The organism is Nocardioides sp. (assembly GCF_036374615.1).
Taxonomy (GTDB): Bacteria; Actinomycetota; Actinomycetes; order Propionibacteriales; family Nocardioidaceae; genus Nocardioides.
Window position 1 is genome coordinate 23,279 of sequence record NZ_DASUTK010000151.1, and the last position, 12,761, is coordinate 36,039.

Here is a 12,761-nt window from a genome sequence, read left to right on the forward strand (position 1 = left end):
TCCTCCCTGTGTTCCCTCGTCGCTCGTGTGAACGGAGTCGTGGTGCGCTCGGTTCAAACCGGATCCGTCACCCGGCAGCGACATGGGGCGAAGGCGGTCGGCTCCGTGCTGCTGACCGTGCTCTCGGCAGCCCTGGTGATCGCGGCGCTGGTGGCGCCGGCCAGCCTGGAGGAGCTCAGGTTCGGAGCGTTCCTCCGGGTGCCGATCGAAGCGCTGCTGCTGGTCGGGGCGGTGCTGCTGCTCCCGGCCCACCCCGGTTGGCTGCGCGGGTCGGTGGCCGTGGCTGCGGGGGTGGTCCTCGGTGTGACGGCTGTCTTCAAGCTGCTCGACGTGGGCTTCGCCGAGGCGCTGAACCGGCCTTTCGACCCGCTGATCGACTGGCGCTACGCCGGGTCTCTCGTGGAGACCGTCCGTGGCTCCTTCGGGCCACGTCTCGGAACACTTCTGGTGGTGGGCGCCGGCCTGGCCGTGCTCGCGCTGCTCGTGCTGCTCCCGCTCGCGGTGCTGCGGGTGAGTCGGGCGGCCGTCCGTCACCGTGCCCTGGCCTTGCCGGCGGTCGCGGCGTTCACCGCCGCGTGGCTGGTGCTGGCGCTGCTCGACGTACGCGGCCCGGCAGGACCGATCGCCAGTCGCGACACGGCCGGCTACGTGTCGGGACAGATCACGCGTATCCCCGGACAGCTGGCGGACCGACGCGAGTTCCTGGCGGCGTCGCGCTCCGACCCGCTCCGCACCGCGGCGGGCGAGGACCTCTTCGCGGGACTGCGCGGCAAGGACGTGCTGGTCGTCTTCGTCGAGAGCTACGGCCGGGTGGCGCTCGAGGACCGCGAGCACTCACCCGGCGTCCGGGCGACCCTCGACGCGGGCACCCGGGAGCTGGAGGCTGCCGGCTTCCAGAGCCGTAGCGCCTTCCTCACGTCCCCCACATTCGGGGCGCTGAGCTGGCTGGCGCACGCCACGCTCCAGTCCGGCCTCTGGATCGACAGCCAGCCACGGTACGACGTGCTGGTCACGAGTCCCCGGCTGACGCTCACCGGGCTCTTCGACCGCGCCGGCTGGCGGACGGTGGCCTCCGTCCCGGCCAACACCCGGGACTGGCCGCAGAGCGAGTTCTACGACTTCGACCAGGTCTACGACTCGCGCAACGTCGGCTACCAGGGACCTCGGTTCGGCTACCCGACGATGCCCGACCAGTACACGCTCGACGCCTTCCATCGACTCGAGCTCGCGCCCCAGCCGCGACGCCCGGTGATGGCGGAGATCGACCTGATCACCAGCCACGCCCCGTGGTCGCGGGTGCCCCGCCTGATCGACCAGGCGGCGGTCGGTGACGGTTCCGTCTTCGACGGGATGCCGCAGACGCTCCCCTCCGAGGCCGACATCTGGCCGGACCGCGACCGGGTCCGCCAGGCGTACTTCGACGCCATCACCTACTCGCTGCGGGCATTCGTCAGGTTCGTGACGACCTACGGCGACGACGACCTGGTCGTGGTCATGCTGGGTGACCACCAGCCGGCCACGATCGTCACCGGCCCCGACGCCGGGCACGACGTGCCGATCGCGGTGCTCGCCCGCGACCCCGCGGTGCTGGACCGGATCTCCAGGTGGGGATGGGACCACGGGCTGCGGCCCGACCCCGACGCTCCGGTGTGGCGGATGGACGCGTTCCGGGACCGGTTCGTCGCGGCGTACGCCGGCGGAGGCCACAATGGTGGCCGGTCGGCCGCCGGACCGCGGTGAACCCGCGCCGACCCCGGTTCGTGTGAAGGGTGAGGAGGCAGCGTGTCCGATCCCGACGTCCTGCTGATGCAGCGGCTGCACGACGACCACGCGGTCGCGCTGTGGCGCTACTGCCGACGGCTGGTGCCGACCGACCAGGGCCGGGCCGAGGACGTCGCGCAGGAGACCCTGCTGCGCGCCTGGCGGCACCGCACCATCCTGGACAGCCCTCCGCAGGCGGTGCGCGCGTGGCTCTTCACCGTCGCCCGCAACATCGTGATCGACCAGTGGCGCAGCAGCCGGGCCCACCCGGAGACGCCGCTCGCCGAGCTGCCCGACGACGGGGTGAGCGACGAGAGCGACCAGCTGTTGCTGTCGTGGGTCGTGGCCGAGGCGCTGACCCAGCTCTCGCGCGAACACCGGGACGTGCTGCTGGAGTGCTACTACCGTGGCCGGCCGGTGGCCGAGGCCGCCCGGCGCCTCGGAGTCCCCGAGGGGACCGTGAAGTCGCGCACGCACTACGCGCTCCGAGCGCTGCGGCTGGCGCTGGAGGAGCTGGGGGTGGGCGTGTGACCTGCGAGTTCGCCCACGACGACGGCGCCTACGTGCTCGGTGCGCTCTCCCCCGCCGAGCGGCTGGCCTTCAAGCAGCACCTGGCCGGCTGCGCCGAGTGCACCCGCTCGGTCGCGGCCCTCGCCGGACTCCCGGGCCTGCTGGGTCGCGTCGATGCGGCGGTGCTCGAGGAGCAGCTGGTCGAGGAGCCACCGGCGACGTTGCTGCCGGCACTGCTGAACGAGGTACGCCGCGGCCGGCGCCGGCGCACGCTGCTGACGGCGGGACTGGCTGCCGCCGCGGCCGCGGTCGTGGTCGTCGTGCCGATCGGGCTGTCTCAGCTCGGTGACGAGCCCGCGCCGCCACCGAGCGCCGAGTCGTCGGAGGAGCCGGTCCCGGAGCTGCGGATGGAGCCGATCGGCGAGGTCCCGGTGCGCGCGACCGTCAGCCTGGAGGCGGTCACGTGGGGCACCCGGGTCGGGCTCACCTGCACCTACGACCCGGACGCGGTGTCCTACGAGCTCCCGCCGGAGGCCGACTACGAGATCTTCGTCCGCACCCGGTCCGGACGGACCGAGCAGGTCGGCAGCTGGCGGTCGGTGGGCGGCAAGGAGATGACGATCATGGCCGCGACCGCCCGCACGCCCGCCGAGCTGGCGTCGGTGGAGGTTCGGACGACGGACGGCCGTGTGGTGCTGCGACTGAGCACCTGAGGCCCTCGCTGCCGGGTCGCTGTGGCGGGTCGGTCTGGCCGGCCGGCACGTCGAGCCGTGCCCGCCTCAGTGGGAACCCGGCCGACGGACGCCCGCGTGCTGCTGAGACTGGCCACTCGAACGCAGCGGGTTGTTGCGGAGCAGCAGCATCGCGCCCAGCACGATCGCCGCGACCTCCGAGACGGCCGCCACCCACACGTACCAGCCCTCCCACGACTCCTGGAGGCCGAAGAGCCCGACGGTGGTCGAGATGATGAACGCGCCGAGCGTGGACAACCCGAACCCGAGCGCCAGGAACGCCGGCACCCAGTGGGACCAGGCCAGCAGGAGCACCGCGATCACCACTCCGCCGACCGCGTTGAGCAGGAAGGCCGGTCCGATCTTGTCGAGGTCCTTGTAGCCGTCGTTCCAGAGGTAGAGGTGCACTCCTGCCGAGACGAGCACCGCCACCGCCGCCAGCACTCGCGTGCCCATGGCCTCTCCCTTCGTCGGGATCGCTCCCGCGACGGTCGCGGGGCGATGTCACCCGGGAGAACGGGCGCCGGCCGGCCACGGTTCACCGGACGGCGACGAGCGACAGCTTGCGGACCCGCCCGGCAGCGAGCCAGTCCACCCACAACCGGTGTGAGGCGATGAGGTCGTCGACGTCGCGGTGACCGATCCTGGCACCGATGGCTGCCCGGTCGCCGTCGAAGGAGTCGGCGAGTGCCGCCGCGGTTGCGCGGTGGGCTTCGCTGTGCTCCTCGACCGAGGCGACCGAGAGACCCTGCCGCTCGAGCTCGTCGACCAGCTCGGGCAGCGGAACCGGCCACACCGTGTCCGCCGCCGGCATGGCCCCGCGCTCGTGGGCTGTCAGCGGCTCCCCCTCCTCGACCGTCACCGCGAACCGCCCTCCGCGCGGCAGCCGCTCCGCGACCGCAGCCAGCAGCGGTCGCTTGTCGCGGAACGCGAGCAGTGTCTCCAGGAGCATCACCACGTCGAACGTGTCGTCGGGCAGCGATGGCACGCGTCGTACCTCGAACCGGCAGGGAAGGTCACCCGCCGCCTGTCGGGCCGCCGCGACCGCCCCGGGGTCGTGGTCGACGCCGAGGTAGCGACATCGCGTCTCCTGCGTCACCAACCGGCCGGGACCGGCCACTCCGCAGCACAGGTCCAGCACCCGGTCGTCCTGCCCGATGCCCGCCCGCCTGGCAAGTGCCCGGATCTCACTGGCCGTCATGAAGCTCTCCTGACCGACGTACTCCCCCAACGGGAACGCCGCCAGCCGAGCCGGCTCGAGGGCCTCGGTGTACGACGCGCGGTCGACCGTGGCCGTCACGGCGAGGACACTCCGACGAGCCGCACACCGTGCCGGTGACGGACCAGCCACCAGACGTCGCGTCCGAACGACTCCGCCAGCAGGGCCAGGGCTCCCGCGAGGGCCGTCACGACAACGGCCCGCGGAGCCACGTCCGCCGCGGCGACGACCAGCACGATCCCCTGGACCGCAGTCACGACCTTGCGCCAGTCGCGGCGCGGGAGCGGGTGTCTCAACCACGGCCAGATCGACCCGGCAGCCCAGAAGACGTACCGGGCGAGACCGATGGCCAGGACCCAGGCACCGTGCGTCACGGCGACGTGGGCGCTGACCACCAGCAGCAGGAACGCGTCGGCCTCCCCGTCGAAGCGGGCCCCGAACCCGGTGGTGCGCCGGGTCGCTCGGGCGACGCGGCCGTCGACCGCGTCCAGAACCAGCGCGATCGTCGCCAACGCGACGAGCGGGAGGGTCGCGGGGCGACCCAGCCACGACTCCACCACCAGCGCGGCGACCGCGCAGGCGAGCATCACGCGGGTCAGCGTCACCAGGTCCGCCGGCGTCAGATGCCCCTCGTGGCTGCCCGCCCTGGCGACCGCCAGCACGACCAGCGCACCGGCGCCCACGCCGACACACCACGACACGGGGTGCAGACCGGGGCCGGCAGTCAGCGCCACCAGCGCGCCGGCCAGCGCGACCAGTGCACCCACGAGCGCCCGACCGACCGGCACCACCGCAGCCACCTCCGTCCGGCGGCCCGCTGCGCCGCCGTTGTGAGAGGCAACGGGCGTCGTTAGCGTTCGGTTCACGTGAGGGAGGTGGGATGGCGTCCGACGTGGTCCGCGCCGACGGCGACTGGCTCGCCCTCCGCGAGCCCGCAGACGCCGATGCCCGGGCCGAGGAGCTCCTCGACCCGCTGCGGGCCGTCCTGCCGGCCCGACAGGGTCTGGTGGTCCACGACCTCGGATCGGGCACCGGCTCGATGGCTCGCTGGCTCGCGCCGCGGCTGCCGGGTCCGCAGCAGTGGGTGCTGCACGACCGGGACCGCGACCTGCTCGACCGGGCGGCGACGTACCCGCCGCCGCGCGCCGCGGACGGGACCGAGGTCCGGATCGAGACCCGTGGGCACGACATCACGCGGCTCGGTCCGGGGGCGCTGGCGGGGGCAGACCTGCTGACCGCGTCCGCGCTGCTCGACATGCTGACGGCAGCTGAGCTCGAACGGCTGGTCGCCGGCTGTACCGAGGCAGGCTGTCCGCTGCTTTTCACGCTGTCCGTGGTGGGCCGCGTCGAGCTGCAGCCGGCGGACGAGCTCGACGGGGACGTGATGGCCGCGTTCAACGCCCACCAGCGCCGCACCACCGCCGGTGGGGCGCTGCTCGGTCCGGTCGCGTCGGGTGCCGCCGTCGCGCACCTCGAGGCGGCGGGGTTCGACGTCACGGTGCGGCCGAGCCTGTGGCGGCTCGGGCCGCGCCGACGGGCGCTCACCGCGGCGTGGCTCTCCGGCTGGGTGGGACCGGCCGTCGAGCAGCGACCCGAGCTCGCGCCGGTCGCCGAGCCCTACGCCCGCCGGCGGCTGGCGCAGGCAGCCGCCGGCACGCTCTTCGTGACCGTGCACCACGCCGACCTGCTCGCCCTGCCGCGCCGTACGGTCACGGCTCAGCGGGCGTCGCAGACCGGGTAGGCCCCGGGTCAGGCCGGGGCCCACTCCTCCTCGGGTGCGGGCGCCTCCTTCCGCGGCGCTCCCCTGTCGAGCTTGCTCGGCCACCAGATCTTGCCGCCCAGGTCGAGGTTGATCGCGGTGACCAGCACGGAACGGACGATCAGGGTGTCGAGCAGCACGCCCAGTGCGACCGCCACCCCGAGCTGTGCCAGGAACACCAACGGCAGCGAGCCCAGCACCAGGAAGGTAGCCGCCAGCACCAGACCGGCGCAGGTGATGACACCGCCGGTCGAGGCAAGGGCCACCAGCGACCCCTCTCTCGTGCCCCGGGTCGCCGTCTCCTCGCGCACCCGAGTCATCAAGAAGATGTTGTAGTCGATGCCGAGCGCGACGAGGAACACGAACGTGAACAGGGGGAACCCTGGATCGGTGTGCGCGAACCCCTCGTTGACCTCGAAGAACGGCGCGCGGGTGAACACCTCGGTGAACAAGAGCGTCGAGATGCCGAGCGCTGCCCCGAACGACAGCACCACTGTGGCCATCAGGATCAACGGCGCCGCCAGCGCCCGCAACAGCAGGATCAGGATCAAGAACACCACGACCAGCACGATCGGGATGATGACCTTGTTGTCGCGCTCGGACGCCGCCTTGGTGTCGAGGTAGAAGGCCGACCCACCGCCGACCAGGGCATCAGCGCCGTCGACGCCGTGGACGGCGTCGCGGGTCGCCTCGACGATGCCGAACGCGGTCGGGGAGGAGATGTCTGCGCCGATGGTCGCCTCGAAGAAGGAGCGACCGTCGCCGATCTCCTGCGCGGGCGTGGGCTCGCCCAACCCGTCGATGTCGACCATCGCGCCCTGCACGGCGGTGACCTGATCGGTGTTGGCGACCACCTGCACCGTGTTGGAGGTGTCGTTGAGACCGTGGTCGACCAGCAGGGACTGGCCCTGGATCGAGTCGAACTCCTTCGTGTAGGACTCCTCGGTCGGGAGCCCGGACGGGTCGAGCTTGAACAGACCGAGGCACGCGATCAGCAGCAGACAGGCCGTCACCGACCACACCAGACGGGGACGCGGCGCGATCCGCTTGCCGACCCGCGCCCAGAAGCCCGAGCTGGTCGGCTCCGGCGAGCCGAACGTGGGCCGCTTCGGCCAGAAGACCCACCGGCCGCAGATCACGAGCATGGCCGGGAGCAGGGTCACCATCACCAGGAACGTGACGGAGACTCCGACGGCGAGGACCGGTCCGAGCCCAGCCGTCGAGTTGAGCTCGGCGAAGCTCAGGCACAGCATGCCGACGACGACGGTCGCCGCGCTGGCGAGGATCGCCGGGGCGGCCCGGTGGAGGGCGAACGCCATCGCCTCGTGCCGGTCGGCGTGACGGCGTAGCTCCTCGCGATACCTCGCCACGAGGAGGAGGGCGTAGTCGGTGCCCGCCCCGATCACCAGGATGCCGAGGATCGCCTGACTCTGCCCGTTGACGGTGAGGTCGGCGTACCTGGCCAGCAGGTAGACCACGCCACCCGAGATCGTGTAGGCGACGACGGCCGAGATGATCGGCAGGAGCCAGAGGATCGGGCTCCGATAGGTGAACAGAAGGATCACGATCACCACGCAGAGCGTGATCATGATCAGGTTGGTGTCGATGCCCTCGAACGCCTCGGCGGCGTCGGCCGCCTGACCGCCGAAGCCGGCCAGGTGCACTGTGCCGCCGTCGATCTGTGCGATGTCGCGGATCTCGTCGGCAGCGGCCGGGATGTCGTTCCAGCCGTTCTCACCGAAGTTGAACGTGAGCGCGAGGTAGGCGACCTGGCCGTCCTCCGAGACGAGCGGCGGCACCTGTTGACCCTGCGCCTCGAGGGCGGCCGCAGCGTTCGGGGAGATGACTCCCTCGTCGGTGACGCCGTCGATCTCGGCGATCTGCTGCGCGTGCTCGTCCATGGCCGCGAGGTCGTCGTCGGTCAGCCCTGAGCTGCGGTGATAGACGATCAAGGTCGGGATGTCGTTGGGATCGACGGTGCCCGAGAGCTCCTCGACCACCCGCGTGGACTCGGCGGAGCTGGGCAGCCACGACGACGCCTCGTTGTTCTGGACGTCGATCAGCTTGGCGTTGAGCCCGCTCATCAGACCGGTGATGACGAGGACACCGACGAAGACGATCCATTTGCTGATGGGGCCGGTCAGCTTTCCGGCGATCTGACGATGCATGGGAGAACTCCATCACAAGGTGGGGACAGGTGGCATCAGGGTTTTCCCCGATCAGACCTGCGGGCGCCGCGAGACTCATCGGTCGCGTCGGCAGGTTTTCAGACCACCGCCGGACGACGTCAGCGGGTGGTCAGCTACCGGCCGCAGCGAGCGCGGCCGCTGCCTGCTGGGCCCGCGCGGCCGCGTCCTCCGGGACCGGTACGTCCGCCGCGACCCGCTGCTGCCACAGCTGGAGCGCCACGACCCGGGCCGCTGCCTCCTCGATCCGCTCCCGCGGAACCTCGCCGGCGCGGATCGCGTCCACCACGAGCCGGTGCGTCTCGCTCGGGTCGACCGGCATCAGGAGCAGGTCGGCGCCCGCCTGGAGCGCCCGCACCGCCGGGTAGCGCTGGGAGAGGGCGGCCCCCATGCCGAGCGAGTCGGTGATCGTGACCCCCTCGAAGCCGAGGTCGCCGCGCAGGAACTCGTAGACCGCTGGCGCCTGGCTCGACGGGACTCCCGGCGCGAGCGCGGTCACGTCGAGGTGCCCCATCATCATCGCCGGCGCCCGGGCCTCGACCGCGGCCGCGAACGGCGGCAGGTCACGTACCCGCAGCTCCGCGAGCGGCGCGCGCAGCAGGGGCAGCACCTCGTGGCTGTCCGCGGTGACGCTGCCGTGACCCGGGAAGTGCTTGGTCGTCGACACGATCCCGGCTTCGTCGTACCCGCTGACTGCGGCGGCGACCGCCCGGGCGGCGAGGTCGGGGTCGGTCGACGGCGAGCGGGTGCCGATCGTCGGGTCTGCCTCGCCGATCGTGACGTCCGCGACGGGTGCGAAGACCCATGTGAACCCCAGACCGCGCAGCTCGAGGCCGGTCGTCCGGGCGGCGTCGGCAACCAGCCGCTCCCCCGCGCCGCCCTCGTCAGCCACCGCGGCTCCCGCGGCTGAGAACGCCGGGAAGTCGGTGGCGATGCCGCGCAGGTGGGCGACGACCCCGCCCTCCTGGTCCACCCCGATCACCGCCGGCCAGTCCCGGCCGTCGGCCGCGTGCGCCCGCTGGATCGCCTCGGTCGTGGCCGTCACCTGGTCGGTGTCCACGACGTTCTCGCTGGTGACGCTCAGGCCCGCCAGGTGCAGGTCGCGCACCAGCGCTGCGGCAACCTCGGGGTTGCTCCCGTGGTATCGCCCGACGATCACCTGCCCGGCGAGCCGCTCCGGCCCCCACTGCGCGACCTCCTCGGCGGCCCGCTGCAGCTCGCCCTCGGTCGGGCCCCACGAGGTCGGCGTGTCCGGGGCCGTCGTGGAGGTCGAGCCCGCCGAGCGCCCCGCGCTCGGGCGGTCCTCGTCACGGGGCGACGCGGGCGGATCGGCCCCGCACGCGGTCACCAGCCAGGCGCACAGCAGCGCGGCGAGGGGTCGCATGAGTGGCACCGGGGCACCGTAGCCCGCGGGCTGGGTCGGTTCAGAATCGTGCTGCGCGTCCACACGAATGCAGAACGGCCCTTCGCGCGTTTGCTTGACGTCAAGCAAACGCGCGTGAGCACCCCTGACCTTGCTGCTTGTACGGATAGACCTTGCCGCGCTAGCCGCCGTGGCCCACCAGCTTTTCATACACCTCAGCGACACGAGCCCGCAGCTCCTCGAGCGTGCCGGTGTTGTCGACGACGTACGTCGCGATCGCGAGCCGATCCTCACGGGTGGCCTGGGCGGCGAGCCGCGCCTCGGCGTCAGCCCGGGTCATCCCTCGCAGATCGACCATCCGGGCCAGCTGCGTCTCGACCGGCACGTCCACCACGAGCACCGCGTCGAAGGTGCCCGCCTGCCCCGTCTCGGTGAGCAGCGGGATGTCGTGCACGATGACCGCACCCGGCGGCGCCTCCGCCTCGATCTCGGCCGCTCGGGCCCGCACCCGCGGGTGGATGATGGCCTCCAGCCCCCGGCGCTTGTCCTCGTCTCCGAAGACGATCGTTCCCAAGGCCAGCCGGTCGAGGCTGCCGTCCGCAGCGAGCACGTCCTCGCCGAAAGCAGCCACGACGTCGGCGAGCCCGTCGGTGCCCGGGGCGACGGCCTCGCGCGCCAGCACGTCGGCGTCGATGACGACGGCCCCGAGCTCGGCCAGGATCGCGGAGACGGTGCTCTTGCCCGAGGCGACGCCTCCCGTGAGTCCCACGCGCATGCGCAGGACAGTAGCGTCAGGCACTCTCCTTCGCGGCAAAGGTGCGGCGGTACTGCTGCGGCGAGACACCCCGCGCCCGGGTGAAGTGGTGACGCAGCGCGGCACCGTTGCCGAACCCGACCTCGGTGGCGATCCAGTCGACGGAGTGATCGGTGCGCTCCAGCATCTCCTCGGCCGCCTGCAGCCGCTGCTGGGTGACCCAGGCGTGCGGCGTGGTGCCGGTCTCGTCACGGAACCTGCGGGCGAACGTGCGCGGGGACATGTGGTTGCGCCGGGCGAGCTCCTCCACGCTGAGGTCCTCCGACAGGTTCGCGGTGATCCAGGTGAGCAGTGGCCCGAGCGTCTCCGCGCTGCAGTCGGTGACCGGGCGGGCGATGTACTGCGCCTGACCCCCGTCCCGGTGGGGCGGCACGACCATCCGGCGTGCCGCGGCCGCGGCGGCCTTCGACCCGAACTGCTGGCGCATCAGGTGCAGAGCGGCGTCGAGCCCGGCCGCGGAGCCGGCTCCGGTGACGATCGTGCCGTCCTGGACGTAGAGCACGTCACCGTCGACCAGCGCCTCCGGGTAGAGGTTCTTGAGGTCGTCGACGTGGCGCCAGTGGGTCGTGCAGCGTCGGCCGTCGAGCAGTCCGGCCTCGCCGAGGATGAACGCGGCTGTGCAGTGGGCGAACACGTGGGCACCCCGGGCGTGCGCGTGCTGCAGCAGCTCCACCACCTCGGGCGACGGGTCCAGGTAGCCGCGCTTGGGCGTCACGCACAGCAGGTCGGCGTCCGCTGCCGCGTCGAGCCCGTGCTCGACGTTCAGGTCGTAGCCGGACGGCCCCCTGACCCGGCCGGGACGAGGCGTGGCGACGACGAAGTCGAACACCGGGTTGTCGTCCTCCGGGTGGTAGGGCTCGGCCCACACCTCGCACATCGCTCCGAGACCGAACGGCTCCACGCCGTCTTGCACCAGGACCGCAACTTTCTTCACGCAGCACACTCTGCACCAGACTTGGCAGAAAATCAATGCAGACTGTCATTTCTGCCACTCGTGGCAGAAATCAACCGGAGGCAGAATTACTGCCATGACAACGGTACTGATCATCCTGCTGGTTCTCGCGGTCGCCGCCGTAGCCGCCGAGACCCTCCTCGTGACTCGACACGACGACCGGGGCGCCACGCCCCCGCCGCCCTCCCACGCCGTCGACCCACAGTTCGTCGGCCCCGCATATCGGTGAGCGCGTCCGCCACCGACCTGAGACGCCAAGGCCCGGTCCCCTGAGGGGAACCGGGCCTTCGCGCGTCCCGGCAAGAAAGCTCGCCGTCGGTGTGAACCGAAGTGCCGGCACGCTGCCCTGTAACGAGTGAAAGGTGTACGAAGAGTCCAGGAGGCTGCAGGTGCGTGAGGCGGAGCGGGTCGAGTTCGAGTGGATCTTCCGCTCGACGTACCGCTCGGTGCTTCGGACGACGTACCTGGTCCTGCACGATCGCGGTCGGGCAGAGGAGGTGACCCAGGACGCGTTCCTGCGCCTGTACGAGCGGTGGCGCGGTGTCGCGGCGATCGAGCACCCCGAGGCCTGGGTCCGCCGGGTCGCCGTCCGCGCCGCGGTCCGGTCTGCCCAGCGCACCCGGCTGAGGACGGCACCACCTCCCGACGAGGATCAGGCGACGTGGGACGAGATCCCGGACGTCGACCTGGCCCGGGCTGTGGCGTCCCTGGCGCCGCAGCAGCGGGCCGCCGTCGCCCTGCACTACCTCGACGACCTCAAGGTCGACGACGTCGCACGTCACCTCGGCGTCTCGACGTCGACCGTCAAGCAGCACCTGTTCAGGGCGCGCACGCGACTCGCGACGATGCTCTCCGAGAATGTGGAGGTGGCCGGCGATGTCGATTGACGAGCGGCTCCGGACCGGGCTGGCCGACAACACCGACCACCTGCTGCCGGACGTTGAGCACGAGCTCGCCACGACGTACGGTCGCGTCCGCCACCGTCGGCTGGTGCAGCGTGGCGTGCTGGCGGTGGCCGCGGCTGCCGCGGTCGCCGTGACCGCCTGGGCGGTCGACGTGCCCCGGATCGGCGACGACGCCGTGCCGGTCGTGCCCGTTCCGGCGCCGAGCGACCTCGTCGGCGTCACAGGCGCACTCGAACCCGGCGTTTACGCGTTAGCGGTGTGGGGGGCGAACGACGCCGAAGTCCTGCCGCGGGCGATCGTCGACGTCCCCGAGGGCTACTTCAGCAACGGCGGCTGGATCATCGACGCGGGCAGCGACGCCTCGTCCGAGGCAGACCAGTACGGCGTGATGCAGGTCTGGCGCGTGGACCGCGTGCTCAACAGCCCGTGCCGGATCGACACCGCCACCGCTGTCGGACCCACCGTCGAAGCCCTCGCCCGCGCCCTGGTCCGCCAGCACGGCCCGAGCACCACACCGATCCCCACCGAGCTCGACGGCCACCGTGGGCTCTACCTCGAGGT

14 protein-coding genes are annotated in these 12,761 nt (G+C 71.9%); 7 read left to right on the plus strand and 7 right to left on the minus strand.

The window, feature by feature from the left end:
• The first annotated feature begins 105 nt into the window (after window positions 1-105).
• Genes VFZ39_RS11810 through VFZ39_RS11820 form a run of 3 tightly spaced genes read left to right on the plus strand, consistent with a single transcriptional unit; the run spans window position 106 to window position 2,984 of the window.
• Window positions 106-1,740: a sulfatase-like hydrolase/transferase gene (locus VFZ39_RS11810; protein WP_330865953.1), complete on the plus strand. Its 1,635-nt coding sequence runs from the start codon at window positions 106-108 to the stop codon at window positions 1,738-1,740.
• Window positions 1,741-1,782: 42 nt separating this feature from the next.
• Complete coding sequence (locus tag VFZ39_RS11815; protein WP_330865954.1) at window positions 1,783-2,292, plus strand: sigma-70 family RNA polymerase sigma factor; 510 nt, start codon at window positions 1,783-1,785, stop codon at window positions 2,290-2,292.
• Window positions 2,289-2,984: an anti-sigma factor family protein gene (locus VFZ39_RS11820; protein ID WP_330865955.1), complete on the plus strand. Its 696-nt coding sequence runs from the start codon at window positions 2,289-2,291 to the stop codon at window positions 2,982-2,984. The genes VFZ39_RS11815 and VFZ39_RS11820 overlap by 4 nt, the downstream gene beginning before the upstream one ends.
• A gap of 66 nt (window positions 2,985-3,050) precedes the next feature.
• Here VFZ39_RS11820 and VFZ39_RS11825 read toward each other — a convergent pair whose 3' ends face one another.
• The 3 genes from VFZ39_RS11825 to VFZ39_RS11835 all read right to left on the minus strand — a co-directional run bounded on the left by VFZ39_RS11825 (window position 3,051) and on the right by VFZ39_RS11835 (window position 5,012).
• Window positions 3,051-3,458 carry a hypothetical protein gene (locus VFZ39_RS11825; RefSeq protein WP_330865956.1) on the minus strand — a complete coding sequence of 136 codons (408 nt, stop codon included), beginning with the start codon at window positions 3,456-3,458 and terminating at the stop codon, window positions 3,051-3,053.
• An 82-nt stretch (window positions 3,459-3,540) separates the two neighbouring features.
• Window positions 3,541-4,302 carry a class I SAM-dependent methyltransferase gene (locus VFZ39_RS11830; RefSeq protein WP_330865957.1) on the minus strand — a complete coding sequence of 254 codons (762 nt, stop codon included), beginning with the start codon at window positions 4,300-4,302 and terminating at the stop codon, window positions 3,541-3,543.
• On the minus strand, window positions 4,299-5,012 hold the full coding sequence (locus VFZ39_RS11835; protein ID WP_330865958.1) for a CDP-alcohol phosphatidyltransferase family protein: 714 nt from the start codon (window positions 5,010-5,012) through the stop codon (window positions 4,299-4,301). The genes VFZ39_RS11830 and VFZ39_RS11835 overlap by 4 nt, the downstream gene beginning before the upstream one ends.
• Window positions 5,013-5,101: 89 nt before the next feature.
• Between VFZ39_RS11835 and VFZ39_RS11840 the strand changes: the two genes are divergently transcribed.
• Window positions 5,102-5,962 carry a class I SAM-dependent methyltransferase gene (locus VFZ39_RS11840; RefSeq protein WP_330865959.1) on the plus strand — a complete coding sequence of 287 codons (861 nt, stop codon included), beginning with the start codon at window positions 5,102-5,104 and terminating at the stop codon, window positions 5,960-5,962.
• An 8-nt stretch (window positions 5,963-5,970) separates the two neighbouring features.
• Here the strand turns inward: VFZ39_RS11840 and VFZ39_RS11845 are convergent, their stop codons facing one another.
• The 4 genes from VFZ39_RS11845 to VFZ39_RS11860 all read right to left on the minus strand — a co-directional run bounded on the left by VFZ39_RS11845 (window position 5,971) and on the right by VFZ39_RS11860 (window position 11,277).
• The gene (locus tag VFZ39_RS11845) at window positions 5,971-8,148 is read right to left on the minus strand and encodes an MMPL family transporter (protein WP_330865960.1); all 2,178 of its coding nucleotides are present in this window, start codon (window positions 8,146-8,148) and stop codon (window positions 5,971-5,973) included.
• Window positions 8,149-8,278: 130 nt separating this feature from the next.
• On the minus strand, window positions 8,279-9,550 hold the full coding sequence (locus tag VFZ39_RS11850; RefSeq protein ID WP_330865967.1) for a glycoside hydrolase family 3 N-terminal domain-containing protein: 1,272 nt from the start codon (window positions 9,548-9,550) through the stop codon (window positions 8,279-8,281).
• A 160-nt stretch (window positions 9,551-9,710) separates the two neighbouring features.
• The gene (gene coaE / locus VFZ39_RS11855; RefSeq protein ID WP_330865961.1) at window positions 9,711-10,304 is read right to left on the minus strand and encodes a dephospho-CoA kinase; all 594 of its coding nucleotides are present in this window, start codon (window positions 10,302-10,304) and stop codon (window positions 9,711-9,713) included.
• Between the two features lie 16 nt (window positions 10,305-10,320).
• Window positions 10,321-11,277, minus strand: coding sequence for a GlxA family transcriptional regulator (locus VFZ39_RS11860; protein ID WP_330865962.1), 957 nt, complete (start codon window positions 11,275-11,277; stop codon window positions 10,321-10,323).
• 94 nt (window positions 11,278-11,371) lie between these two features.
• On the opposite strand from VFZ39_RS11860, the gene VFZ39_RS11865 reads away from it, so the two are divergent.
• From VFZ39_RS11865 to VFZ39_RS11875, 3 genes are all read left to right on the plus strand, one after another.
• Window positions 11,372-11,524, plus strand: a complete 153-nt coding sequence (locus VFZ39_RS11865) for a hypothetical protein (RefSeq protein WP_330865963.1) — start codon at window positions 11,372-11,374, stop codon at window positions 11,522-11,524.
• Between the two features lie 160 nt (window positions 11,525-11,684).
• Window positions 11,685-12,182 (plus strand): RNA polymerase sigma factor, encoded by a 498-nt coding sequence (locus VFZ39_RS11870; protein WP_330865964.1) that lies wholly within the window; start codon window positions 11,685-11,687, stop codon window positions 12,180-12,182.
• A partial coding sequence (locus VFZ39_RS11875; RefSeq protein WP_330865965.1) for a hypothetical protein occupies window positions 12,172-12,761 on the plus strand: 590 nt, incomplete at its 3' end. The genes VFZ39_RS11870 and VFZ39_RS11875, both read left to right, overlap by 11 nt.